Source organism: Burkholderia sp. IMCC1007, from assembly GCF_027257875.1.
Lineage (GTDB): Bacteria > Pseudomonadota > Gammaproteobacteria > Burkholderiales > Burkholderiaceae > Burkholderia.
Genome location: NZ_JAPVQY010000063.1, coordinates 22,381 through 45,924 on the forward strand (window position 1 = coordinate 22,381; position 23,544 = coordinate 45,924).

The 23,544-nt window shown below is 65.4% G+C and carries 21 protein-coding genes; 8 read left to right on the forward strand and 13 right to left on the reverse strand.

Features of this window, described 5'->3' with window-relative positions:
* Nucleotides 1-32: 32 nt before the first annotated feature.
* The 9 genes from O1Q03_RS33760 to O1Q03_RS33800 all read right to left on the reverse strand — a co-directional run bounded on the left by O1Q03_RS33760 (nucleotide 33) and on the right by O1Q03_RS33800 (nucleotide 10,797).
* A complete protein-coding gene (locus tag O1Q03_RS33760) occupies nucleotides 33-1,202 on the reverse strand; it encodes a helix-turn-helix domain-containing protein (protein ID WP_269509175.1) in 1,170 nt (389 codons plus the stop codon).
* Between the two features lie 169 nt (nucleotides 1,203-1,371).
* Nucleotides 1,372-2,499, reverse strand: a complete 1,128-nt coding sequence (locus tag O1Q03_RS33765; protein WP_269509177.1) for an NAD(P)-dependent alcohol dehydrogenase — start codon at nucleotides 2,497-2,499, stop codon at nucleotides 1,372-1,374.
* A gap of 14 nt (nucleotides 2,500-2,513) precedes the next feature.
* Complete coding sequence (locus tag O1Q03_RS33770; RefSeq protein WP_269509179.1) at nucleotides 2,514-3,986, reverse strand: benzaldehyde dehydrogenase; 1,473 nt, start codon at nucleotides 3,984-3,986, stop codon at nucleotides 2,514-2,516.
* A 331-nt stretch (nucleotides 3,987-4,317) separates the two neighbouring features.
* The gene (locus O1Q03_RS33775; RefSeq protein WP_269509181.1) at nucleotides 4,318-4,692 is read right to left on the reverse strand and encodes a TrfB-related DNA-binding protein; all 375 of its coding nucleotides are present in this window, start codon (nucleotides 4,690-4,692) and stop codon (nucleotides 4,318-4,320) included.
* Nucleotides 4,693-4,732: 40 nt separating this feature from the next.
* Nucleotides 4,733-4,996 carry a PAAR domain-containing protein gene (locus O1Q03_RS33780; protein ID WP_269509183.1) on the reverse strand — a complete coding sequence of 88 codons (264 nt, stop codon included), beginning with the start codon at nucleotides 4,994-4,996 and terminating at the stop codon, nucleotides 4,733-4,735.
* A 16-nt stretch (nucleotides 4,997-5,012) separates the two neighbouring features.
* Complete coding sequence (locus O1Q03_RS33785; RefSeq protein ID WP_332112564.1) at nucleotides 5,013-5,852, reverse strand: T6SS immunity protein Tli4 family protein; 840 nt, start codon at nucleotides 5,850-5,852, stop codon at nucleotides 5,013-5,015.
* A gap of 26 nt (nucleotides 5,853-5,878) precedes the next feature.
* Nucleotides 5,879-6,235 carry a hypothetical protein gene (locus O1Q03_RS33790; RefSeq protein ID WP_269509185.1) on the reverse strand — a complete coding sequence of 119 codons (357 nt, stop codon included), beginning with the start codon at nucleotides 6,233-6,235 and terminating at the stop codon, nucleotides 5,879-5,881.
* A gap of 96 nt (nucleotides 6,236-6,331) precedes the next feature.
* On the reverse strand, nucleotides 6,332-8,113 hold the full coding sequence (locus O1Q03_RS33795; RefSeq protein ID WP_269509187.1) for an esterase/lipase family protein: 1,782 nt from the start codon (nucleotides 8,111-8,113) through the stop codon (nucleotides 6,332-6,334).
* Nucleotides 8,114-8,136: 23 nt separating this feature from the next.
* On the reverse strand, nucleotides 8,137-10,797 hold the full coding sequence (locus O1Q03_RS33800) for a type VI secretion system Vgr family protein (RefSeq protein WP_269509189.1): 2,661 nt from the start codon (nucleotides 10,795-10,797) through the stop codon (nucleotides 8,137-8,139).
* Between the two features lie 733 nt (nucleotides 10,798-11,530).
* On the opposite strand from O1Q03_RS33800, the gene O1Q03_RS33805 reads away from it, so the two are divergent.
* From O1Q03_RS33805 to O1Q03_RS33840, 8 genes are all read left to right on the forward strand, one after another.
* Nucleotides 11,531-12,667, forward strand: a complete 1,137-nt coding sequence (locus tag O1Q03_RS33805) for a muconate/chloromuconate family cycloisomerase (RefSeq protein ID WP_269509191.1) — start codon at nucleotides 11,531-11,533, stop codon at nucleotides 12,665-12,667.
* Nucleotides 12,668-12,691: 24 nt separating this feature from the next.
* Nucleotides 12,692-12,982, forward strand: coding sequence for a muconolactone Delta-isomerase (gene catC, locus O1Q03_RS33810; RefSeq protein ID WP_269509193.1), 291 nt, complete (start codon nucleotides 12,692-12,694; stop codon nucleotides 12,980-12,982).
* A gap of 73 nt (nucleotides 12,983-13,055) precedes the next feature.
* The gene (gene catA / locus O1Q03_RS33815) at nucleotides 13,056-14,000 is read left to right on the forward strand and encodes a catechol 1,2-dioxygenase (protein WP_269509195.1); all 945 of its coding nucleotides are present in this window, start codon (nucleotides 13,056-13,058) and stop codon (nucleotides 13,998-14,000) included.
* A gap of 117 nt (nucleotides 14,001-14,117) precedes the next feature.
* Complete coding sequence (locus O1Q03_RS33820) at nucleotides 14,118-15,476, forward strand: Rieske 2Fe-2S domain-containing protein (RefSeq protein ID WP_269509198.1); 1,359 nt, start codon at nucleotides 14,118-14,120, stop codon at nucleotides 15,474-15,476.
* Entirely contained in the window at nucleotides 15,473-15,961 is a 489-nt protein-coding gene (gene benB, locus O1Q03_RS33825; RefSeq protein WP_269509200.1) for a benzoate 1,2-dioxygenase small subunit, read from the forward strand. The genes O1Q03_RS33820 and benB overlap by 4 nt, the downstream gene beginning before the upstream one ends.
* A 38-nt stretch (nucleotides 15,962-15,999) precedes the next feature.
* Nucleotides 16,000-17,031, forward strand: a complete 1,032-nt coding sequence (gene benC, locus O1Q03_RS33830) for a benzoate 1,2-dioxygenase electron transfer component BenC (protein ID WP_269509202.1) — start codon at nucleotides 16,000-16,002, stop codon at nucleotides 17,029-17,031.
* Nucleotides 17,028-17,804, forward strand: coding sequence for a benzoate diol dehydrogenase BenD (gene benD / locus O1Q03_RS33835; RefSeq protein ID WP_269509204.1), 777 nt, complete (start codon nucleotides 17,028-17,030; stop codon nucleotides 17,802-17,804). Before benC ends, benD begins: the two co-directional genes overlap by 4 nt.
* 115 nt (nucleotides 17,805-17,919) lie before the next feature.
* Entirely contained in the window at nucleotides 17,920-18,318 is a 399-nt protein-coding gene (locus O1Q03_RS33840) for a RidA family protein (protein WP_269509206.1), read from the forward strand.
* Between the two features lie 307 nt (nucleotides 18,319-18,625).
* Here O1Q03_RS33840 and O1Q03_RS33845 read toward each other — a convergent pair whose 3' ends face one another.
* The 4 genes from O1Q03_RS33845 to O1Q03_RS33860 all read right to left on the reverse strand — a co-directional run.
* Nucleotides 18,626-20,233, reverse strand: coding sequence for a c-type cytochrome (locus tag O1Q03_RS33845; protein WP_269509208.1), 1,608 nt, complete (start codon nucleotides 20,231-20,233; stop codon nucleotides 18,626-18,628).
* Nucleotides 20,224-20,625, reverse strand: a complete 402-nt coding sequence (locus O1Q03_RS33850; RefSeq protein ID WP_269509210.1) for a cytochrome C oxidase subunit I — start codon at nucleotides 20,623-20,625, stop codon at nucleotides 20,224-20,226. The genes O1Q03_RS33845 and O1Q03_RS33850 overlap by 10 nt, the downstream gene beginning before the upstream one ends.
* Complete coding sequence (ctaD, locus tag O1Q03_RS33855) at nucleotides 20,625-23,255, reverse strand: cytochrome c oxidase subunit I (RefSeq protein WP_269509212.1); 2,631 nt, start codon at nucleotides 23,253-23,255, stop codon at nucleotides 20,625-20,627. The genes O1Q03_RS33850 and ctaD overlap by 1 nt, the downstream gene beginning before the upstream one ends.
* 13 nt (nucleotides 23,256-23,268) lie before the next feature.
* The coding region (locus O1Q03_RS33860) for a c-type cytochrome (protein ID WP_269509213.1) at nucleotides 23,269-23,544 on the reverse strand (276 nt) is incomplete at its 5' end.

A 23,544-nucleotide genomic window follows, 5' to 3' on the forward strand; every position in this document is an offset into this window, starting at 1 on the left:
GTCGTCACGGCCGACGCCAGCCGCCGCATTCATCAATGCGGGTCGCCGCGCCTGAGCCCCGTCGCATCGAGCTGCCTGAGCTTCGCATACAGCGTCGTGCGTGAAATGCCCAGTTGCCGCGCGGCCGCCGATACATTGCCGTCGTGTTCGTCGAGCGCGCGGCGGATCGCATCGAGCGACTGTTCGTGCAGGCTCGCCTGCGGGCCGGCCGCCGGCACCGCGCTGCACACGTCGGCGGCGTCTTCGAGCACATCGGCGTGGCGCGCCGTCGTCGCCCGATCGAGCGGCGCGCGCACGGTGCGCACCCATACGTGGCTACCATCGTCGCGCGCGATCCGCTGCGGCGTGCGGGCCGGCGTCAACAGGCGGCGCTGCTGCACGGGCGTCGCGCGCGGAAACAGTTGCCGCGGATCGTACGGTGCGACCGGCCCGGCCGGTGCGAGATCGAGCATCTGCCGCGCCAGCCGGCTCACCGCGCGCACGCGGCCCGCTTCGTCGAGCGCAATGACGCCGGCCAGCGGCGTGCCGAGCCAGCGCGCATCGTGCTGGACCTGCAGCAGGTAGCAGTCGCGCAGCATCGCATACAGCCGCTGCTCCGCCGACAGCGCCGCGTGCCGAAATTGCTCGCGCAACTGCACGACGTTGCGCCGGCCGGTGCCGGTGATGTCGAGCGCGCCGATCACCTCGCCGTCGAACCCGACCAGCGGCACCGCGAGACAGAACACCCGCGACAACTCGTGGAGATAATGCTGCGCGCCCTCGACGACGGTTTCGGCGCCGTCGTGGATCACGCAGCTCGGCGCGGTCGTGCCGATGTTCGGCTCGACGATGCTGCGCCCGGCGACGATCGGCGTCAGCAGCGCGTCGTCGCATTGCGGGCTGCGCCGCGCATGGACGATCGTGCCGCGCAGGTTGACGCACATGATCGTCCACTCGCTGCCGCCGAACGTAGCCCACAGCGGCTCGATTTCCTGCGCGACGCAGCGGTACAGCCGCTGGTCGGAGCGCGATTCGTCGCGCTCGCCGAGCATGTCGTACCGGGCGGTCTGCCATGGCAGCAGCCCGGCGTCGCGCGACCGCAGCCACGAGCGCGCGACGCTGGCCGGCAACGCCGTTTCCGGCAGCGGCTCGCCCGCCGCGAAGCGGGCGCGGAGCCGGTCGAGGTCGACCGGCCGTGAAAGGGATTCAGGGGCCGTATTCACGCTGCGCTCCATTTTGGGTCGAATGTCCGGGCCGGGCGTGCCGGCCGGGCGTGTCGCGCGAATGCGTAATATAGCCCGGCGCCCGAAGACGGGCAGTGTCGAAGGGAGCGCCGCCGCCGGTGTCGGTGCCCGGGTTCGGGCGGGCGGGCGGCGGCGCGCCCGGCCGCGCTCAATGCGGCAGGCGCAGGATCGGCTTGAGCGTGAGCCCCTTGCTGCTGTCCTCGGCCGCCTGGTTGATCTGCTCGAGCGGATAGAACTTCACCAGCCGGTCGAACGGAAACCGCCCTTGCAGGTGCAGTTGCACGAGCTGCGGAATGAACGTCTGCGGCACGCTGTCGCCTTCGACGATGCCGCGGATCGAGCGGCCGCCGAGCAGCAGGTTGTTCACGTCGAATTCCGCCTTGGTGCCGAGCTTGGGCGCGCCCACGACGCCGATCGTGCCGCGCGAGCCGAGCGCTTCGATCCCTTGCGACAGCACGGCCGGCAGCCCGGTCGATTCGAGCGCGAAGTCGACGCCGCCGCCGGTGATCTCGCGAATCGCGTCGACGACGTCCACCTGCTTGCTGTTGATCGCGTGCGTCGCGCCGAGTTCGAGCGCCAGCTCGAGCCGCGACGGCACGATGTCGACGGCGATGATGGTCGTCGCGCCCGCCACGCGCGCGGCCATCACGGCACTCATGCCGACCGCGCCCGCGCCGAAGCTCGCGAAGCTGCTGCCCGGGCGCACCTCGAGCGAATGGATCACCGCGCCCGCGCCGGTCTGGATCCCGCAGCCGAGCGGGCCGAGCAGTTCGAGCGGCGCTTCCTTCGGCACCTTGATCGCGTTGTTCTCGCGTGCGAGCGCGTAGCTCGCGAACGACGACTGCGCGAAGAAATGATCGTGCAGCGGCTGCCCGGTTTCGTCGCGGATCGCGGTCTGGCCGTCGGCATCGGCGCCGCCGAAATTCAGCGCGAAGAAGTGCCGGCAATACGCGCCGTGGCCGCCGACGCACGACGCGCAGTGCCCGCACGCGCCGTAGGTCAGCACGACGTGATCGCCCGCGGCGAGCGTCTTCACGTTCGGCCCGACCGCTTCGACGACGCCCGCGCCTTCGTGGCCGAGCACGGCCGGCAGCGGCACCGGATAGTACTGGTCGCGCACGATCAGGTCGGTGTGGCACAGGCCGGTCGCGACGACGCGCACCCGCACCTCGTCGCCGCGCGGCGCGCGGATCCGCGCGGATTCGATCGAAAAGGGCGCGCCGGTGGCGCGTGCGACGGCCGCGGTGACGGCGCGCGTATCGTTGTCGGTGTACATGGTCGGTCTCCTCGTCAAATCGGATACAGCGGCGCTTCGCCCTTGATCGTCAGCCATTGCCACTGCGTGAATTCTTCCCAGTTCGCCGCACCGCCGATGCTCGAGCCGTTGCCCGATGCGCCGACGCCGCCGAACGGGTTGATCACTTCGTCGTTGACCGTCTGGTCGTTGATGTGCAGCAGCCCCGTGTTCAAGCGCTCGCCGAGCCTCAGCGCGCGGCCGACGTCGGCCGACAGGATCGCCATCGACAGCCCGTATTCGGTCCGGTTCGCGAGCGCGATCGCGTCTTCGTCGGTATCGAACGGCACGACGATCGCGACCGGCCCGAAGATTTCCTCGTCGAATGCCGGGTTGCCTGGCGCGACGCCGCTCAGCACGGTCGGCTCGAAGAACAGGTCGCGATGACCGCCGCCCGTCTCGACGCGTGCGCCCGCGCGGCGCGCCGCGTCGACCAGGTGTGCGGCATGGTCGCGTTGCGCGGCGTTGATCAGCGGGCCGAGGCCGACGTCCGCGGTCGCGGGGTCGCCCACGCGCAGGCTTTGTGCCTTCTCGACGAGTTTCGCGACGAAACGGTCGTGAATCGCGCGCTGCACGAGTACGCGGCCGGTCGCCATGCAGATCTGGCCTTGATGCAGATACGCGCCCCACGCGGCGTTCGCGACGGCGCGGTCGAGGTCGGCATCGTCGAGCACGATCAGCGAGTTCTTGCCGCCGAGTTCGAGCGACACCTTCTTCAGGTGGCGGCCGGCTGCTTCGCCGACTTTGCGCCCGGCCGCGGTGGAGCCGGTGAACTGGATCATCGCGACGTGCGGATCGGCGACCAGCGCCGCGCCGGCCGCGCCGTCGCCGGGCAGCACGTGCAGCACGCCTGCGGGCACGCCGGCCAATTCGAACACGCGCGCGATCGCGATGCCGCCGCACACGGCCGTGCGCGGATCGGGCTTCAGCACGACGGCATTGCCGAGCGCGAGCGCCGGGGCGACCGCGCGCATCGCGAGGTACAGCGGGAAATTGAACGGCGAGATCACGCCGACCACGCCGCGCGGGCGGCGGCGCGCGAGCGACAGCCGGCCGGCCGCCGACGGCAGCACTTCGCCGGCCGCGCGCGACGGCAGCCCGGCCGCTTCATGCAGCGCCTTGATCGTGACCGACGTTTCGAACGACGCCTTCGCGCGCGTCGAGCCGCTTTCGCGCACGAGCCAGTCGACGATCGCAGCGCAGTGCGTTTCGGCGACCGCCGCCGCGCGGCGCAGGACCGCCGCGCGCTCGTCGTATGGCAGGGCGAACCATGCGGGCTGTGCGCGATGCGCGGCGGCCGATGCGTCGGCGATTGCCGCGCCGTCCGCGAGACCGATGCGGCCCAGCACGTCGCCGGTGGCCGGTTCGATCACGTCGGCCGTGTGCGGGCTCGGTTGCCAGCGTCCGGTGAAGGTCTTGCCGCGCCACACGTCCGCGTCGAACAGAGGGGTGTTGCTGCTGCTATCCATGTAGGCTCCAGAAGAAATTCCGATCCGCCGCGCCGGGCGTTGCGCCGCCCCGACCGGCATGCGCGCGAGGGTAGGCGGGCGGTGCGGCACCGGGCTATCCGGGTTTCTTCCCACGCGCCGCGAGCGCGTCGATTGGGGGTGGCGGGCGGTCACGTGTTCGGAAACTGGACAGTTTCGCTGGACAGTTGTCGCTGGTCGCTTGTCCCTTGCCTGGTGGCAGGTGCTGCCGCGGCCGCCGCGGATTCGATGGGTCCAACTCGATCTTCTTGAAACATCTCTGGCCCATAACTGCCTGGCCACCGAGTCATAGCGTTCGGATGCGGGGCCGATTTCACCTGTTGTCGGCGCATTCTCGATCTGCGGAGACAGTCGCCGCACCTTCGCCGGCTTCTGCCACCTCGTCATTCGGCACCGCTGACATTGCCAATCGGTGAGCGTCCCGAACCCACGCATGCAATGCGCGCTCGTACTGCGCCGGAATCGTGATCGTCAGCGTGGTAAGGCGCGTGGCGTTGCCTGGGAGCTCCAGATATCGTTGCCATGCGTTGCGAACGAGCTGCGACATGGCGGAACGGTTGATGCCAAGTTCAGCGGCGAGCGCTCGCTGTGGTCTGCCCTTGACGAAAATCTCATGCAATGCCCACTGGTTCAACGGCTTGATCCGGGTATCGTGCAGCCGCAACAGTCGGAACTGTGCGGCGGTCATGCGGCGTTTCTGTTGCACCACGTTCAATCGCTTTAAGAGGTTAGTCGATGCCGAATCCAGACATGCTGGAACGCAGCGTAGCGCCACACGTCGTCTTATGGCCGTCAAACGCGGCTTCGCGGCCCTCGATGATGAAGTTCGGATCGCCTTCGGCGATCAGGCAAACCTGATGCCCTTCGATCGGACACGTACAAGGATCACCCTTGCGTGCGACGGGCACACCATCGACTTTGAAGTTGGACGCGCCGCCCGCAACCTGCCCGCCGTGGTCGGTAGCGTCGCCTACTCGAATTACGTTTCGCATTGCTCGTTATCCTCCGTTATGCTTTCGGGGTGTCGTCGGGCGCTTCTGTCGAATCGGGCGGCGCGACATCAGTGGCAGCCACGAGCGTCCACGTAGTAGGGACGCTATGCTTCGATTGCCGACGCAAAACACGATCCAGAATGCCCGCCTGATTCAACACTTCGACCGGCGGCATCACCGTGCCGAGTTCGAAGTATTGGCGGCTACCACCGACGACAGATAACCCGTTCGCCTCCGGGCATGTCCACCATCCGCTACGCGGGCAGACCGCCCCCGTTCGCACGATCGAATGCAGCGGAACCGGCGGCGTGGCCGCATCGCTGACATTCGCCTCGCCGGATGCCGATACCGGACGAAGGCGTACCGAGTTCGTGATCGAGTCAAACAGCTTGATGAGTTGCTCGTCGGTCAGGTTCGGGCGATCCTCACCTTGCCAATCAAGCGTAACGATCACCGTCGGCTTCATTGGCTCAAAGCCCGGCCCTTGTGATTCCCACCTGAACTGAGGCACCCGATAGCCTGTGCCGGACGGTATGGACCACAGCAGTTCTTCACCGGCGCGACCGTCGACTTCGCGCGGGCCGCGACGAAGCGTCCGGACACCGCTGAACGCAGCGACGAGTTGTACCGGGATCGAAGCGCCGTCCGCGCGCTGAAGCAGCGATTTTTCGTCGGGACGAGTGGTCATCGTTTGTATCATGACCATTAAACCCGGCGACTTCGGGAATTTGAAGGAAATAACCGTCGCTTCGTTCTGGCGCGTCGCTCCATCGTCGGAAATAAAGCCATTTTTAAAACAGAAGCCGGGCTGTTGGGGGATTTCATCGTTCGGTCGTGCGCGAAGGTTTGGAAGGATCCGTGCCTTTAAGCTATCAACTGTATTTAAATAAGTCTTCCTCCCATGGCGTCATCGTTAACATGAAACATTCTCCCGTCGGCCAACTTATAGGCATCAACCGCAAACACCTTTTGGCCATATATTTCACGTGACGTGGAAAGAATCACACCTTCTTTCCCGACGCTATCCTTTCGAACGAGGCGAAAACGATTTTTACCCTTTCCGCTCTCGTAGGTATTGACGACTTCGTCTATATATCGATCGAATTTGGTCTGATCGAGATTGTCAAGTATGGACTCGACCGCCCCTAGGTAGTACTCGCCTCGCAGTCCATTAAGTTGCGAATTTTCTGGCGCATCTACAACGTAACGTCCGAAGCAATATGTTTTCACGTCATTCATGCCATTGTCGTCAGTCGCGCAAGCGACAGAGGAAATTAAAAATCCAAAAATAAAACAAAATATCGTCCTCATGCCTAAATCATCCTCTAATAGCCATCAGTCGACAATCGGCGCGAGCTGAACGATTTTGCCGATGCAATACATAACACAATTGCGTACGTTTTCATTGTTATAGCTATATTGATGATCGAACCCGTCCATACGAAACACAATTGGCGACTCTCCGCTCTTGGCTATCAGTTGCCCAGAACCCACCGGAACCGTGCCATCACCCGCGCTTCCGATATCGCCGGGCTTGCCTTCTTCGAGTCGGAATACAGCTTTTTGTTGGTTATGAGAAAGCGTCACCTTTCCCTGTAGGTTGTAATTTTTAGTAGTCAGACTACTCAACGCCCACTCAAATTCAGCCCCAACATCGTCCTTGGTCGACCACGTGACGCTTCCATAAGAGACCTGATTTTTGTCCGCGCCGTAGTAAGCATAGGTTGCGTCGTGGCAATACAAACCCAGCATTTCGTGAAAATCGGACGCGGCTTCCAGATTTTGCTTATATCGTGCCAAATCGTCGACAAGCGCATCAGCGGCCGTTATCCCGCCTCGTCTATTGAGATCAGCCGGATTGATAAGCTTTGGATCGATCATTCCCCACCAAGCGTCGTTAGTGGTCTTTGAATAAATTTCCGAATACGGATCGCCAATCGGAAGTGACGGCATCGTGGGCACTTGCTTTCCATATGCCGCACGCTTGAATCTCAGCCATCCGGGTTCATAGTGTTTCGTCGGAAGCAGTTCCAGCGGTCCGGGGGAGTTCGCCATCACGCACGTGATACTGGCTGCACTCCAGCCAACCACCACGGCGAGCCCGGCCGCCATAGGATCGAACCCGTGCACTTCCGTTCCTGCGCGAAAGCGTCGATAAACAATCGGTGCACCGCCTACGGGCTGAACCCCATGTACAACGCCCAAGATGGTGCCTGCACCTGCTTTTTCCGTTGTGCCTTCGCCCATCCCGGCAAGCTTCTGCGCAGCACGACGGCCCACTAGGCCACCCATCGAATGGGTCACGATAATGACCTTGCCGGTCGGCTTCCAATATTGCCCTTTGTTGTAATAGGCCAATATCTCGTTGATCCGGTTGATCAATTGATCTGCCGAATCCCCATTCGATGCCAGCCAGTTGTATCCGCAGGCCCACACCGGATAGTAGTAGTCGTCAAGGCGCATGAATTCATCATGCGTAAGCGGCTCAATTTTTACGCCTACCGGATTCCATTGCTTTCGAACGTCAACCGTTTCTTCCTTTCTGACATATTCGAACGTCTGCGCAACCTGCCAAATCGGCATGGGCTTTGGATCATCGGAAATATTCTCCGCATCCAGATACTGGTCGTTTAGCGCTAGCTCGAGTTCGGCAAGGAACGCGCCGTAACTTCCAAGGTGCACTTCGCCCCAGCCGCGCCGTTTGGCCTCTTTTTCGGTAAGCGTATAAAGGCCCCGTGGTATTTTCACCGGCCCGCTATTGTCGACCTGTACAACATTCGGTCCCATCTGCTTCTGCCGTTCAGCCGCACTTTGCAGAAGACGACGAAGCACCTCGATCAAGCTTCCCCCGATTCCGTTCGGCGGATACCAGGCTTTGTTATCTTTGCCGCCCGATTCCTCGGTTCCGCAAAGAAGCGTTCCCATGATGCCGGGCACAAAGATGACCGGGATAACATGCGGCGGCGGAAGTTGACACAACGCCCGCACCGGGAACGACTCCGGACTCGTCACACTTTCGAAATACGGGTCGCCATTCTCGTCAAATTGGAGCGGCACACGGCGACGTGCTTGCTTCAGCACGCGAGGCTGATCGTCCTTGCATTCAGCAGTGGTCATGTATTTTTTATCCGTAGCGAAGTTCATTCGACAGGGCGGAACGTGACAGGGCGAATCTCCGCGTCGCGCACGGTTTGCGTATTCGTCCCGTTCACCGCCGTCTTGCCTTGGTCGAGGACGCTACCGGCATCATCCAGCACCTTATGATTGATACCGACTCGCGGGCGACCGCCGCGCCCGACCGCTGCAAACTGTTCATCTGTCTGCGTGGACGATGCCGGCATGGGCGGCAAATCGATAGAGCCATCGCCACCAGTGACAGCCTCAAAGCCGCTCGATTCGATCCGATGTTCGCCCGTGGACGACGCTACAATTTTTCCTTGTTCAAGCTTGATCACCGCACCGTTGGTTCGCAGTTCGAGTTCCGGCGCTTCAAGAATCAGCTTCTTCAGCGAATAGAGATGCAACTCTTCGGACGTACCGATTTCGCCTTTGCCTTGATGCGCCTGAATCGACAAGTCTCCCGAGCCGACGATCAGCTTCATCCCCGCCTTCGCGAAGGCGGAAAGCCCCTGCGCCGCACGCATCAGAATGCGACGACCGGCGCTTATGTTGGCATCCTGCGCCGCGACAGACTCGACATGACCGCCGGCAACGGTCAACACGTTTGCCGGGCTGGACACCGCCACACCTTCCGGCGCGGTGACGCCGATGGCTGCGGTGCCGCCGTCGTTCGCCCATTCACGAATGCCCGTCGTCAGCTTGTCTTGCGGACCGGTATCTGTTTCATACGCTTCATGCGTCGAGGACAGTTCGCTCAGGTTCTTCGCGATCGCCAACGCGAGTTCCAGTTGACCGACCAGTTCGGCCCGATCCAGTACGTGGCCCTTCGCCCCGTTTCGGGCGTCAGTTGAAAGCAGCATGCCGCGCGCGGCGCGGATCGCACCCGCCAGATCGGTGCGAAGTTCGAAGCCTTCGCCGCGCTTCTCCGACACGCCCTTGTCGCGAGGATGACCGATCCAGCCTTGATTCAGTTGAGTCTTCCCGTGTTCCGAAGATAGCTTCGTCTTTGTCTGCGCCGTCGTATCGTCGAATTGCAGTTCCCCATACCCACGTCCACCGATTTCCTTCGAACGGATGCCGTAGAGCGGCGCGTTATCAGGCAGATTGCCGGCGCTGGAAAACTGCACGGGCGCGTGGCGCGCATCGAACAGGTTTGCCACGACGACGGGCTTGTCGGGGTCGTTCTGCATGAAAAGCACGAGCACTTCGGAGCCGACGCGCGGCCAAAAGGCCGTTCCCGATTGTGCGTCGGCCCACGGCTGTGCCACGCGCACACGGGCCGAGTCGCGCAATGTGCCGCTGGCACCGCTCGCGTAATGTTCGTCCTGTCGCGCGAACAGGAATTGCACGCCGATGCGCCCGTATTGATCGACATCGACTTCACCGTTACCGACGACACGGGCGCTAATCGGCCCAACAGACGGAACACACGACGCGTCCCACGTCGGCACGATCCGCGTCGACGCACGCACGCATTCGAAGCGGTTGACAATAGGACTCTCTTCTCCGATCTCGAATTTGCCTTTGCCAGGGGAGTTCGGAAGAAGACTGTTCCGCACGCGGGTTTCGATCCGCGTCAGCACAAAGCGCCGGTCTTCGGCCGCGTGTTCGTCAATCTCCGGATGACCGGACAGGGAAAAGACAGTGCCTGCGCCGCCGATGAAAGCACGAACGACACTTCGCCCCTCGAAGTGCTTCGCGCGCTGCGCAAGCGCGAGCTGGCGACGCTGTAGAACCTGCTCGTAGTGGTGGCGCGTATCTGCAATGTGCGGCGAGTCGTACCGGTATTCCGTCAGCGTTGCAGCAAGTGCCTTACCGTGCTCGCCCTGGTCCTGTGCTGTCGCGCCTTCGACCTGTTGCACGTCTGCGATTTGATAGTCGTGCGATGCCGCCATGACAGCAGCCGGCGCAATCTCGCGATAGGCTTCCCATTCGAAGATCGTGTCGTCGGGCTCGGTTGCGTCCGCGCGATGGAAACGCACGCGGCCCGCCGGATTCGCCCTCCATGCGCCGGCACGATCGACAAGATGCAACGTATGAATCGGTGCACCGTTTTCGATTGCGTGCGTGAAGTACCAACTGATTCCTTCCCGACGCCACAAGCGCGTCATGAAGGCAAGATCGCTTTCCTGCGCCTGCATCGTGAATTCGCGTCGGGGGTACGTTCCGAGCGCGCTTGTGTCGAGACGGAACGCTGCACCGATCACCCGATTGCGGCTCGTGTGTTCGTGAATGATCGCGTGGGTGACGTCCACGATCGTGGCATCGCGGAAGACACGCCACGTCACGCGGCGATCGAGCAATGAAAGGGCGTCCGTGCAGACAAACTCATAAAGAACGAACCCGCCATCGGACGCGAGCTGTCGCGCTTCGCAAACGATTGCGCACACGGTTCGTTCGGCGCCCGCGATGTCGCCTACCTGGAACGCAACCGGCGCGCCGATGAACGCTTTCAGCGGCATCGAAATGTCGCGCGATAGCGCTTGCAGGGTGAACCGAAGCGGCGCGCATATCCCTTCGCTTCCCGTCAGTTGATGCGGCAAGACCGCATTGCGGGCCAGCTTCATCGATCGGGCGAACTGCACTTGCAGCAACCGCCGCGATTGCGTAAAGCCCGACAACAGCCGGTCAAAACTCGCGAACTGCGCCGCGACGGTGCGGACAAGTTCTGTTGGATTCATTGTTGTTCGTGCTCTCAGGTTACGACGGTCGCTTCTGCGTTGCAGCGGTGAAAATCACCCCGTTTGTCGAAACGCCGCGCCGGCCCTCGGTGATGCAGGCCATGCACCCGGAAGGGCACAGAAACCGGTCGCCAGACCACCGAGGAGACCGACCTTACGTTTTGCTTTCTGATCCGTCAATGCAATCATCCCAAACCGGTGGCGATTGACAGTCCGTCCGCGCGCGGAACCGTTCTCGCACTAGGGGCGCGGCTGAAAACATGATTGTTAACGATTGCAACGGATGGACATCGCTTGCGTGCAGCGGGCGGGTGTTGCCGGCTCAGGTGCGAGGCGCGGCCCGGTCGTTCCTCGGACCCAGTTGCTGCGTGATCCGCGGGCGCATTCTTCGGCGCCCCAACCAGTCTTTTTTCGAAAACGTCTCTAAGGAAAACCCTAGTCCACCCTTTGCCGGGCATTGTAGACAGCCGGATTTCGACCGGTTTCGCCGGCCCTGAAACCGGCCGCAGCGTTTCCGTCCACGCCTCAGCCCGCTCATCACACTCCCTTACCCAGCAAGCCTCCCGGCCCGCATACCTAGCCAAACCAGGTATGGCGCACCGCAATATTCCGTGCCTTCACCCGAATTTCAATACCTGTCAGGTATCAAAAAACACGCCCAAAAGTATTGGACGGTCCATTTCCCCGCCGCGTATAAATCCGTCCCATGAACTCCCCACTTGCAGCGTGCCCCATGTCCTCAGCCACCATCGAACGCATTGAAACCCGCCTCGTCGATCTGCCGACGATCCGTCCGCACAAGCTGTCGGTTGCCACGATGCATGGCCAGACGCTGATGCTCGTGAAGGTGACCTGCAGCGACGGCGTGACCGGCGTCGGCGAAGGCACGACGATCGCCGGAATGGCCTACGGCCCGGAAAGCCCCGAGGCGATGAAGCTCGCGATCGACGCGTATCTCGCACCGGCGATCATCGGCCACGATGCGACGCGCATCCAGGCGCTGATGGCCTTCCTCGGCAAGCTCGCGAAGGTCAATCACTTCGCGAAGAGCGCGCTCGAAACCGCGCTGCTCGACGCGCACGGCAAGCGCCTCGGCGTGCCGGTCAGCGAACTGCTCGGCGGCCGCCGGCGCGATCGGCTGCCGGTCGCATGGACGCTCGCCTCGGGCAACACGGCGACCGATATCGCCGAAGCCGAACGGATGCTCGAGCTGCGCCGCCACAACGTGTTCAAGCTGAAGATCGGCGCGAAGGCGCTCGACGCGGACATCCGGCACGTGGCCGAGATCAAGCGCGCGGTGGGCGATCGTGCATCGGTGCGCGTGGACGTGAACATGGCATGGAGCGAAACACAGGCCGCACGCGCGATTCCGGCGCTGGCCGATGCGGGCTGCGAACTGGTGGAACAGCCGGTGGCGTCGGCGGCAGCGCTCGCGCGGCTGATGCGCCGTTTCCCGGTCGCGCTGATGGCCGATGAAATCCTGCAGGGGCCGGACAGCGCGTTCGAGATCGCGAAGCAGAACGGCGCGGACGTGTTCGCGATCAAGATCGAGCAGAGCGGCGGCCTGTTCGCCGCGCAACGCGTGGCCGCGATCGCGGACGCGGCCGGCATCGAGCTGTACGGCGGCACGATGCTCGAAGGCGCGTTCAGCACGGTCGCGTCCGCACACCTGTTCGCGAGCTTCGCGAACCTGCAGTGGGGCACCGAACTGTTCGGACCACTACTGATCACCGAAGAGATCCTCACGGCGCCGCTGGACTACAGCGATTTCGAGCTGACCGTGCCGACGGGCCCTGGCCTCGGCATCGAACTCGACGAAGCGAAGGTCGCGCGCTTCACCCGCGACGGGCTGACGAAAGCCTCCCGCTAACCGATACCGTATCAGGACATCACGATGCTTTTCCACGTACGCATGGACGTCAACATCCCGGTCGACATGCCGGCCGCGGTGGCTGACGAAATCAAGGCCCGCGAGAAGGCGTATTCGCAGGATCTGCAGCGCAGCGGCAAGTGGCGCCATATCTGGCGCATCGCCGGCGAATACGCGAACTACAGCGTGTTCGACGTGTCGGGCAACGCCGAGCTGCACGAGATCCTGACCGGCCTGCCGCTGTTCCCGTACATGAAGATTTCGGTGACGCCGTTGTGTCGCCACCCGTCGTCGATACACGACGGCGACGTTTGAGCCACGGAGCCGTCGTTTTCCGACAGCGAACACTCCGGGTCACCTTTCCCCCAATACACGTGGAGACACCATCATGAGCGTCAAAGTTTTCGATACCAAGGAAGTGCAGGATCTGCTGAAGGCCGCGGCGAACGCCGGTGCGGACGGCACGAAGGTCGGCAACGGGCGCACGCAGCAGGTCGTGCTGCGCCTGCTCGGCGACCTGTTCAAGGCGATCGACGATCTCGACATCACGCCCGACGAAGTATGGGCCGGCGTGAACTACCTGAACAAGCTCGGCCAGGACGGCGAGGCGGCGCTGCTCGCCGCCGGCCTCGGTCTCGAGAAGTTTCTCGACATCCGGATGGACGCGGAGGACGAAGCGCTCGGCCTCGACGGCGGCACGCCGCGCACGATCGAAGGCCCGCTGTACGTGGCCGGTGCGCCGGTGCGCGACGGCGTCGCGAAGATCGACCTCGATGCGGACGACGGCGCAGGCCCGCTCGTGATCCACGGCACGGTCACCGGCGTCGACGGCAAGCCGGTGGCCGGCGCGCTGGTCGAGTGCTGGCACGCGAACTCGCACGGCTTCTACTCGCACTTCGACCCGACCGGCAAGCAGAGCGAGTTCAACCTGCGCGGCGCGGTGAAGACGGGCGCGGACGGCAAGTACGAATTCCGCACGCTGATGCCGGTCGGCTACGGCTGCCCGCCGCAGGGTGCGACGCAGCAGCTGCTGGACCGCCTCGGCCGCCACGGCAACCGCCCGGCGCACGTGCACTTCTTCGTGACGAGCGACGATCACCGCAAGCTGACGACGCAGTTCAACATCGACGGCGACCCGCTGATCTGGGATGACTTCGCGTATGCGACGCGCGAGGAGCTGATCCCGCCCGTCACCGAGAAGACCGGTGGCGCCGCGCTCGGCCTGAAGGCCGACGCGTACCAGGACATCGAGTTCAACTTCGTCCTGACGCCGCGCGTGCAGGGCAAGGACAACCAGATCGTCGAACGCCTGCGCGCTTCCGCCACGGCATAACCGCCCGCCGGCAGCGGCGGCGCGCATGTACCGCCGCTGCCTGCCGGTCCCCCAGATTCAAGCGATACCGATGCGAGCGTGCTTGCAGGACCCGTCACGCGCGCAGGAGGAACCAACATGTCCGCCACGATCGACCACACCACCGAACTGGACCACCTGCTCGCGACCGCCGTGCAGGACGACAAGGAGGCCGGCATCTTCCGCTGCCGCCGCGACATCTTCACGAACGAGGAACTGTACGAGCTCGAGATGAAGCACATCTTCGAGAGCAACTGGGTCTACCTCGCGCACGAAAGCCAGATTCCGAACAACAACGACTATTACACGACGTGGATCGGCCGCCAGCCGGTCGTCATCACGCGTGACAAGACGGGCGAGCTGCACGCGGTGATCAATGCGTGCGCGCACAAGGGCGCGATGCTGTGCCGCCGCAAGCACGGCAACAAGGGCAGCTTCACGTGCCCGTTCCACGGCTGGACCTTCTCGAATACCGGCAAGCTGTTGAAGGTGAAGGACGAGAAGACGACCGAGTATCCGGTGCAGTTCAACACGCACGGCTCGCACGACCTGAAGAAGGTCGCCCGCTTCGAGAACTATCGCGGCTTCCTGTTCGGCAGCCTCAGCGCCGACGTGCAGCCGCTGGAAGAGTATCTCGGCGAAGCGCGCGTGATCATCGACCAGATCGTCGACCAGGCGCCGCATGGCCTCGAAGTGCTGCGCGGCAATTCGTCCTACATCTACGAAGGCAACTGGAAGATGCAGATGGAGAACGGTTGCGACGGCTATCACGTGAGCACCGTGCACTGGAACTACGCGGCGACGATGGGCCGCCGCAAGGAGGACGGCACCAAGGCGGTCGACGCGAACAGCTGGAGCAAGTCGGTCGCGGGCGTGTACGGCTTCGACAACGGTCACATCCTGCTGTGGACCAAGACGATGAACCCGGAAGTGCGGCCCGTGTACCAGCATCGTGACGAGATCAAGGCGCGCGTGGGCGAAGTGCAGGCCGACTTCATCGTGAACCAGACGCGCAACCTGTGCGTGTACCCGAACGTTTTCCTGATGGACCAGTTCAGCACGCAGATTCGCGTGGTGCGCCCGCTCGGCGTCGACAAGACCGAAGTCAGCATCTTCTGCTTCGCGCCGAAGGGCGAGAGCGAAGCCGACCGCACGACGCGGATCCGCCAGTACGAGGACTTCTTCAACGTGACCGGCATGGGCACGGCCGACGACCTCGAGGAATTCCGCGCGTGCCAGGCCGGTTATGCGGGCATCACGGCGATGTGGAACGACCTGTCGCGCGGTGCGCCGCTGTGGATCGACGGGCCGGACGAGAACGCGAAGAAGATGGGGCTGAACCCGCGCATCTCCGGCGAGCGCAGCGAAGACGAAGGGCTGTTCGTGTGCCAGCACGAACACTGGGTGCACGTGATGCGCGATGCACTGAAGAAGGAACGCGGGGAGGCAGCAGCATGAACATCGATTACCACACCATCTGCGCGACGCTGTATCGCGAAGCGCGCCTGCTTGACGACCGCGAGTGGGACGCGTGGCTGACCTGCTACACGGAAGACGTCACGTACTGGATGCCCGCGTGGGACGACGACGACCGGCCGACCGACGATCCGCAAAGCCAGATCTCGCTGATGTACTACGCGGATCGCGGCGGCCTCGAGGACCGCGTGTTCCGGATCAAGACCGAACGCAGCGGCGCATCGACGCCCGAGCCGCGCACGAGCCACAACGTGACGAACGTCGAGGTGCTGGCCGAGCGCGACGGCGAGGTGGACGTACGCTACAACTTCCACACGCTGAACCACCGCTATCGCGTGACCGACCACTTCTTCGGCACGATGTTCGTCACGCTGCGCCAGGTGGGCGACGCGCTGCTGATCTCGAACAAGAAGATCGTGCTGAAGAACGACTACATCCGGCAGGTGCTCGACGTGTATCACGTCTGAGCCCGATTGTTTCGACCGTATCAAAGGGAGACGAGGTCATGTCCACCTACAAGATTGCATTGAACTTCGAGGACGGGGTCACCCGCTTCATCGACTGCAAGGCCGGCGAGAAGGTGCTCGACGCCGCGTTCCGCGCGAAGATCAACCTGCCGATGGACTGCTCCGACGGCGTGTGCGGCACCTGCAAGTGCCGCGCGGAAAGCGGCAGCTACGACCTCGGCGACGACTACATCGACGACGCGCTCACCGAGGACGAGAAGGACGGCGGCCTCGTGCTGACGTGCCAGATGGTGCCGCAAAGCGATTGCGTGATCGCGGTCCCGACATCGTCGGTCGCATGCAAGACCGGCCACAGCGCGTTCGCGGCGACCGTCACGAAGGTCGAGCAGCACAACGATGCGGCGATCGTGCTCGAACTCGACGTCGCAGCTGCCGCCACGGCCGCGCCCGTGTTCCTGCCGGGCCAGTACGTGAACATCGGCGTGCCGGGCAGCGGCCAGCATCGGTCGTACTCGTTCTCGTCCGCGCCGGGCGACACGAAGGTCGGCTTCCTGATCAAGAAGATCCCCGGCGGCGTGATGAGCACGTGGCTCGCATCCGCGAAGCCCGGCGACACGCTCGAGCTGACCGGTCCGCTCGGCAGCTTCTACCTGCGCGACGTACAGCGGCCGCTGCTGTTCCTCGCCGGCGGCACGGGCCTCGCGCCGTTCCTGTCGATGCTCGAGGTGCTCGCACGCAGCGGTTCGCAGCAGCAGGTGCACCTGATCTACGGCGTCACGCGCGATCTCGACCTGGTGCTGGTCGATGCGATCGAAGCGTATGCGGCGAAGCTGCCGAACTTCAGCTTCTCGACGGTCGTCGCCGATGCGGCGTCGAGCCATCCGCGCAAGGGCTGGGTCACGCAGCACATTCCGGCCGATGCGCTGAACGACGGCGACGTGGACGTCTATCTGTGCGGGCCGCCGCCGATGGTCGACGCGGTGCGCCAGTACTTCGACGACGAAGGCGTGAAGCCGAACAGCTTCCACTACGAGAAGTTCACCCCGAACGTGACGGCAAAGGCGGCATGACCATGCAACGATTCTCCGGGAAGGTCGTCGTCGTGACCGGCGCGGCGCAGGGTATCGGCCGTGGCGTCGCGCTGCGCGCGGCGGCCGAGGGCGGCAAGGTGCTGTTCGTCGATCGCGCGGATTTCGTGGCCGAGGTCGCGGCCGAAGCGGGCGGCGGCAACACGGCCGGCTTCGTCGCGGATCTCGAGACGTATGACGGCGCGCGTGCGGCGATGGCGTGCGCGGTCGACACGTTCGGCGGCATCGACGTGCTGATCAACGGCGTCGGCGGCGCGATCCGGATGCGGCCGTTCGCCGAGTTCGAGCCGGCGCAGATCGACGCGGAAATCCGCCGCTCCCTGATGCCGACGCTCTACAGCTGCCACGCGGTGCTGCCGCATCTGCTCGCGCGCGGCGGCGGCACGATCGTGAACGTGTCGTCGAACGCGACGCGCGGCATTCGCCGCGTGCCGTACTCGGCCGCGAAGGGCGGCGTCAATGCGCTGACATCCGCGCTTGCGATGGAATACGCGGAGCACGGCATCCGTGTCGTCGCCACCGCGCCCGGCGGCACACAAGCGCCGCCGCGCCGCGTGCCGCGCAATGCGGCCGGCGACACCGCGCAGGAGCAGGCGTGGATGGCCGAAGCGGTGCGGCAGGTGACCGATTCGACGTTCTTCAAGCGCTACGGCACGCTCGACGAACAGATCGCGCCGATCCTGTTCCTCGCGTCGGACGAAGCGAGCTATATCACCGGCACGGTGCTGCCGGTCGCCGGCGGCGATACGGGCTGAACGGCGGCGGTTCGCCGAACCCGTGCTGCAACGTGCGCGTGCGGCAGCCGCGCGTGCACACGATTCGACCATGACAGGAACGGCCGGCGCCGACACGCCGGCCACGGAGACACGTATGCCCAAACGCGAAGCCATCATTCCGGCAGGGATGGAAGCCGTGTACGAAAAAATCGGCTATGCGCCGGCGATCAAGATCGGCGACACCATGTACGTATCCGGCCAGATCGGCCGCGATGCCGCGATGCAACTGGTGGAAGACCGCGAAGCGCAGATCGTGCAGGCGTTCGAGAACCTCAAGCGCGTGCTGGAGGCAGGCGGCGCGACGCTCGACGACGTGGTCGACCTGACGACCTTCCATACCGACATGCGCGACCTGCCGCTGTTCATGCAGGTGCGCGACCGCTATTTGCACGCGCACCCGAAGCCGGCCTGGACGGCGGTCGGCGCACACATGCTCGGCGGCTCGCCCGGCTATATCGTGGAAATCAAGGCGGTCGCGGTGCTGACGCGCTGATACGCCGATACGCGACGCAAGACATTCGTACTTCAAAACGATGAACGGATCGCGCCGCGACAGCGGGCCGATCCTGGACACGCTTCATGACCGCTTCATCCATTCGCTCGATTCCCGCGCTGATCGGCCTCGTCGCCGACCGGATCGGCCGCCGGCCCGCGATCATGATCGGCGACACGAGCCGTGGATCGTCGAGGGCGTGATACGAGATGTCGTCGCGTTCGAGCCGGTGCACGCTTTTCGGCACGATCGATACAACTAAGCGGCGAGCGTACCGCTGGCCGGCCGAAGCCGGCGGCTCCGCGCGCTAGCGATGTATCGCCGCGCGCAAGCGCCTCACGTCCTGCTCCGACACCGGCGCGGCCCGATTCCCCCACGCGCCGCGCACGTAGCTGACGACCGCCGCGATCTCGCTGCTGGTGAGCGCGCCGCGCATCGCCGGCATCCGCTGCACGGGCCCGTGCGTGCCGGGCGCCGGCTGCGCGCCTTCGACCACGATCCGGATCGTGCTCGTCGGATCGGCCGCGAGCACGATCGAACTGGCCGCGAGCGGTGGCCCGTGATCGGGCACGCCGGTGCCTTGCGCGCCGTGGCAGCGCGCGCAGAAGCCTGCATACACGCCGGCCCCCGGCGCCTGCTGGCCGCCTTCCGGGCGCGGCCCGGCGGGCGTCAGCCGCGCGACGCCGACCCCCAACGGGTTGGTCGCAGCAGTCGGTTGCGCGGGCAACGATTTCAGATAGATCGCGATCGCATGGCGATCGGCGTCGGTGAGCAGCGCGGTGCTCTCGCCGACGACCGGCGCCATCGCGCCGAACACGGCACCGTGCGCCGCATGGCCGCTGCGCAGGAAGGCGGCGATGTCGTCGGCGCTCCAGCGGCCGAGGCCGTCCGCGTTCGCGCCGGTCAGGTTCGGCGCGAACCAGTGATCGTTGATGCCGCCGGTCAGGAACTCGGCGCTGCGTTCGTCGTAGCCGCGCTCGTTGTACGCCGGCCCGCGCGGCGTATGGCATGCGCCGCAGTGGCCAAGCCCCTGCACCAGATACGCGCCGCGATTCCATTCCAACGATTGTGACGGCGACGGTACGAATTCCTGGCGATTCGCGAATACGAGACTCCACAGCCCGAGCGCCCAGCGCTGGTTGAACGGAAACGGCAGTTGCGTCAGCTTGGCCGCGTTCGCGGATGGTGCGACGCCGCGCATGAAATACGTATACAGTGCGCGCACGTCGTCGTTGGTCAGGTGTGCAAAGGAAGGGTACGGCATCGCCGGATACAGCCGGCTGCCGTCGGCGCGCACGCCGCGCCGCAACGCGTCGTCGAACTGCTGCAGCGTGTAGGTGCCGATCCCGTGGGTCGGATCCGGCGTGATGTTCGACGCATAGATCGGCCCGAACGGCGAATTCACCGGCTGGCCGCCCGCGTACGGCGTGTGATCGGCCGCGTCGTGGCAGGCCGAGCAGTCGCCGGCGAGCGCGAGGTAGCGGCCGCGCGCAACGGTCCGCGCGTCGGCGCTCGCGGCGGCAGCGGCCACCACCGGGCGGCGCCCTGCGGTCGCGGAAGCCGAATCGGGTGGCGGAACAGGGACCGGGGCCGAAGTCGGGGAAGATGCCGCGGCACGACGTTGAGACAGCCGCGGATCGCTGTTCGCGCGCGCCGACATCGACGCACCGGCGTCGGCCGTCGCCGCGCGAATCCGCACGAAGCGCCAGCCGGACGCGGGCTCGGGCGCGTCGGCTGCCGACGCGGCACCGGACGTGTCGCCGGAGGACATCGCGCGGTCGTCCTGCTGCGCGTCGCACGCGGTGAGTGCGAAGCACGCGACGCCCGCACCGAGCGCAACGCCGAGCGCAGCGCAGAGCGCGACCCGTGCGCGGCGCGCTGCAACCCGCAACGAAGCGAACGAGATCAGTGCCATGGGCTGCACGGGCCGACGAAAGCGGTCACGATGCCCGTGAACACGAGACCGATCACGAACCCGAGCGCGGCCAGCATTCCGCAGCGCGCGAGAAACCACGTGCTGGTGTCGCGCGTCGCGGCCTGCGCCTGCGGATCGTGCCTGCGCTGCCACGTACGCACGAGCCACGCGGCGCAGGCCAGCGCCACCGCGAACGCGCCGGCGGCGATCAGCGCGAGCCACACGCCCACGTGCGCCCAGCGCGGCACGGCCTGCGCGACGCCGAGCGGATAGCACGCGGTCGACGCGAGCGTCTCCGACACCAGCATCTGCGAGAACCACAGCGCGGGCGCGCCGACGAGGCCGGCCGCGATCGCGAGCCACGGCGTCGACGAGCGTCGCGCGTCGATCATCACGACCTCCTGAGCCAGTAAGGCGACACGTACAGCGCGGTGAAGATGAACAGCCACACGATGTCGACGAAGTGCCAGTAGAGGCCGCCGACCGTCAGCGCGACGCGGCGCTCGCGGCCGAAGAAGCCGGCGGCCGTCCAGCCGGCGAGCAGCGCGAGGATCACGAGGCCGGCCACGACGTGCGCGAGGTGAAAGCCGGTGATCGTGAAATAGAGGCTGCCGTACAGATGCGCGGTCGGGCCGTACGGATGGTCGCGCCACTCGTGCAACTGGACGAGCGCGAACGCGATGCCGAGCACCAGCGCGACCGCGAGCGCCGCGACCGCATGCGGCCCCCGGCCGGCCCGCACCGCGCGTTCGGCGAGCCACACGAAAACGCTGCTCGACAGCAGCACGACGGTGTTGCCGGCCGCGAGCCCGATCTTCGGCATCCCTTCGGGCGGCCACGGCGCGGCCGATTGCGATTGCAGATAGAAGTAGCAGAACAGCAGATAGCCGAACAACCCGGCCTCGGTCACGATCAGCGTGAGCACGCCCCACCAGCCGCCCGCACGCTGGCCGCAACTGCCCACCGGCAGCGGCTCGACGCACGCGGCCGGCGCGCCATCCGGTACCTTCGCGGACGGCGGCTCGTCGGGATGGCGGCCGGCTGCCGGCGCCTGCGTGCTCGCACGCGCCGGCGGTCGCGCGCGCTGGCCGAGCGTGCGGCGCGGCCACAGCCACACGCCGGTCGCGATCGCGCAACCGGCCACCGCCGCGCACACGAGCGTCGGCGAGCGCACCAGCATCGCCGCAAACACGGCCGTGGCCAGCAGCGCGAGCACGAACGGCACGCAGCTGTCCTCAGGCATCTTCAGGATCGCGCTCGGCGTCGCGGCGAGCGGCGTGACCGCGAGCGCCTCGCGCCCGTCGGCGAGCCGGTAGCCGACCCGCACGCTGGTGCGCTTCTCGTCGTCGCGCGTTTCCCACAGCGGATGGCGCGACGCGACGAGCGGCAGCACCGCGAAGTTGTACACGGGCGTCGGCGACGCGACCGACCATTCGAGTCCGGCCGCGCCCCATGGATTGTTGCCGACGTGCGCGCCGCGACGTGCGCTCACGAGCGCGTTGACGACGAACATCACGATCCCGATGCCGAACACGAACGAGCCGATCGTCGTCACGAGGTTCGAGGTATCCCAGCCCATTCCGGGTGGATACGTGTAGATGCGGCGCGGCATCCCGAGCAGCCCGGAGACGTGCATCGGAAAGAAGCCGAGATTGAAGCCGATCACCACGACCCAGAACGTCCAGCGGCCGAAGCGCTCGTTCATCATCCGGCCGGTGAACTTCGGAAACCAGTACGTGACGCCGCCGAGCACGGGGAACACGTTGATGCCGAGCAGCACGTAATGCAGGTGCGCGACGACGAAGTACGTATCGGTCAGTTGCCAGTCGAGCGGCACCGCGGCCGTCATCACGCCGGACACGCCGCCGATCACGAACATCAGCACGAAGCCCGCGAAATACAGGAACGGCGTGCGGAACACGGGCCGGCCGGTCCAGATCGTCGCGATCCATGCGAACACCGCGACCGCGCTCGGAATCGAGATCAGCATGCTCGCCGCGCCGAAGAACGCGAGCGCGAGCGGCGCGATGCCGGTCGCGAACATGTGGTGGACCCACACCTCGAAGCCGATCAGCATCGTCGCCACCGTCGACACCGCGACCGCCTCGTATGCAACGAGCGGCCGCCGGCAGAAGGTCGGCAGCGCGTCCGACACGATCCCCATCGCGGGCAGCACGACCACGTACACCCACGGGTGCGCGAACATCCAGAACAGGTGCTGCCACAGCAGCGGCCGCCCGTCGTTCGCGACGTCGAAGAAATGCGTGCCCGCATTGCGGTCGAGCCACAGCAGCAGGAACGCGAGGCTCACGGACGGCACCGCGACGAGGTTCGCGACCGACGCGGTCAGCGTGCCCCACACGATGATCGGCAGCCGGTCGATCGACATGCCGTGCGCGCGCATCCGCAGCAGCGTGACGACGAAGTTCGCGGCGCCGCCTGTCGTCGAGATACCGAGCAGGATCATGCCGAGCGCATAGATGTCGATGTTCGCGCCCGCGCTGTAGTCGAGCGACGTGAGCGGCACGTAGTTGAACCAGCCGCCGTCCGGCACCGCGCCGAGCGGGAAGCTCGCATACAGGAACAGCCCCGCGAACAGGAATGCCCAGTACGAGAACGCGTTGAGCCGCGGGAACGCCATGTCGCGCGAGCCGAGCATCAGCGGCCACAGATAGTTCGCGAAGCCGGACAGCACCGGCAGCGCATACAGGAAGATCATCGTCACGCCGTGCATCGTGAACAGCGAGTCGTACTGCGCGGGCGTGAGCACCGTCGCGTTCGGCCGCGCGAGCTGGATGCGCATCACGAGCGCCTCGACGCCGCCGAGCAGCAGGAACGCGAACGCGGTGACGATGTAGCGCAGCCCGATGCGCTTGTGATCGACGGTGCCGAGCCAGCCGCGCCAGCCGGGCGCCGATTCCCACAGCTCGGCGAGCGCGCGCGCGTGCGCCGACCCCGCCGGCGCGTCGCCGAGGTCGGGTACGCGGTTCAGCGGAGGCGGCGTGTCGCGGGCAACGTCCATCGTCCTCCTCCGTTCAATGCAGCGTGGCGAGATACGCGGCGAGATCGTCCGCGTCGTTCGGCGCGAGCGCGAACGACGGCATCAGCGTGAGCGGCTTGATCTGCTGCGCGTGCGCGATCCAGCGGCGCAGGTCGTCCGGCGTGTTGTCGAGCGTGCCGGCCGCGAGCAGCCGGCGCGAGCCGAGATGCGACAGGTCGGGGCCCGCGTCGCCCGCCGCGTCGGTCCCGCGCACCGCGTGGCAGCCCGCGCAGCGCGCGGCGAACAGATGCTGGCCGCGCTGCGGCGCGCC

Bases quoted from the DNA above. Each gene is read 5' to 3' on its own strand.
- O1Q03_RS33765 (WP_269509177.1), bottom strand. From the start codon at position 2,499: ATGTACACCGACAACGATACGCGCGCCGTCACCGCGGCCGTCGCACGC.
- O1Q03_RS33770 (WP_269509179.1), bottom strand. From the start codon at position 3,986: ATGGATAGCAGCAGCAACACCCCTCTGTTCGACGCGGACGTGTGGCGC.
- O1Q03_RS33775 (WP_269509181.1), bottom strand. From the start codon at position 4,692: ATGACCGCCGCACAGTTCCGACTGTTGCGGCTGCACGATACCCGGATC.
- O1Q03_RS33780 (WP_269509183.1), bottom strand. From the start codon at position 4,996: ATGCGAAACGTAATTCGAGTAGGCGACGCTACCGACCACGGCGGGCAG.
- O1Q03_RS33790 (WP_269509185.1), bottom strand. From the start codon at position 6,235: ATGAATGACGTGAAAACATATTGCTTCGGACGTTACGTTGTAGATGCG.
- O1Q03_RS33795 (WP_269509187.1), bottom strand. From the start codon at position 8,113: ATGACCACTGCTGAATGCAAGGACGATCAGCCTCGCGTGCTGAAGCAA.
- O1Q03_RS33800 (WP_269509189.1), bottom strand. From the start codon at position 10,797: ATGAATCCAACAGAACTTGTCCGCACCGTCGCGGCGCAGTTCGCGAGT.
- O1Q03_RS33805 (WP_269509191.1), top strand. From the start codon at position 11,531: ATGTCCTCAGCCACCATCGAACGCATTGAAACCCGCCTCGTCGATCTG.
- catC (WP_269509193.1), top strand. From the start codon at position 12,692: ATGCTTTTCCACGTACGCATGGACGTCAACATCCCGGTCGACATGCCG.
- catA (WP_269509195.1), top strand. From the start codon at position 13,056: ATGAGCGTCAAAGTTTTCGATACCAAGGAAGTGCAGGATCTGCTGAAG.
- O1Q03_RS33820 (WP_269509198.1), top strand. From the start codon at position 14,118: ATGTCCGCCACGATCGACCACACCACCGAACTGGACCACCTGCTCGCG.
- benB (WP_269509200.1), top strand. From the start codon at position 15,473: ATGAACATCGATTACCACACCATCTGCGCGACGCTGTATCGCGAAGCG.
- benC (WP_269509202.1), top strand. From the start codon at position 16,000: ATGTCCACCTACAAGATTGCATTGAACTTCGAGGACGGGGTCACCCGC.
- benD (WP_269509204.1), top strand. From the start codon at position 17,028: ATGACCATGCAACGATTCTCCGGGAAGGTCGTCGTCGTGACCGGCGCG.
- O1Q03_RS33840 (WP_269509206.1), top strand. From the start codon at position 17,920: ATGCCCAAACGCGAAGCCATCATTCCGGCAGGGATGGAAGCCGTGTAC.
- O1Q03_RS33845 (WP_269509208.1), bottom strand. From the start codon at position 20,233: ATGGCACTGATCTCGTTCGCTTCGTTGCGGGTTGCAGCGCGCCGCGCA.
- O1Q03_RS33850 (WP_269509210.1), bottom strand. From the start codon at position 20,625: ATGATCGACGCGCGACGCTCGTCGACGCCGTGGCTCGCGATCGCGGCC.
- ctaD (WP_269509212.1), bottom strand. From the start codon at position 23,255: ATGGACGTTGCCCGCGACACGCCGCCTCCGCTGAACCGCGTACCCGAC.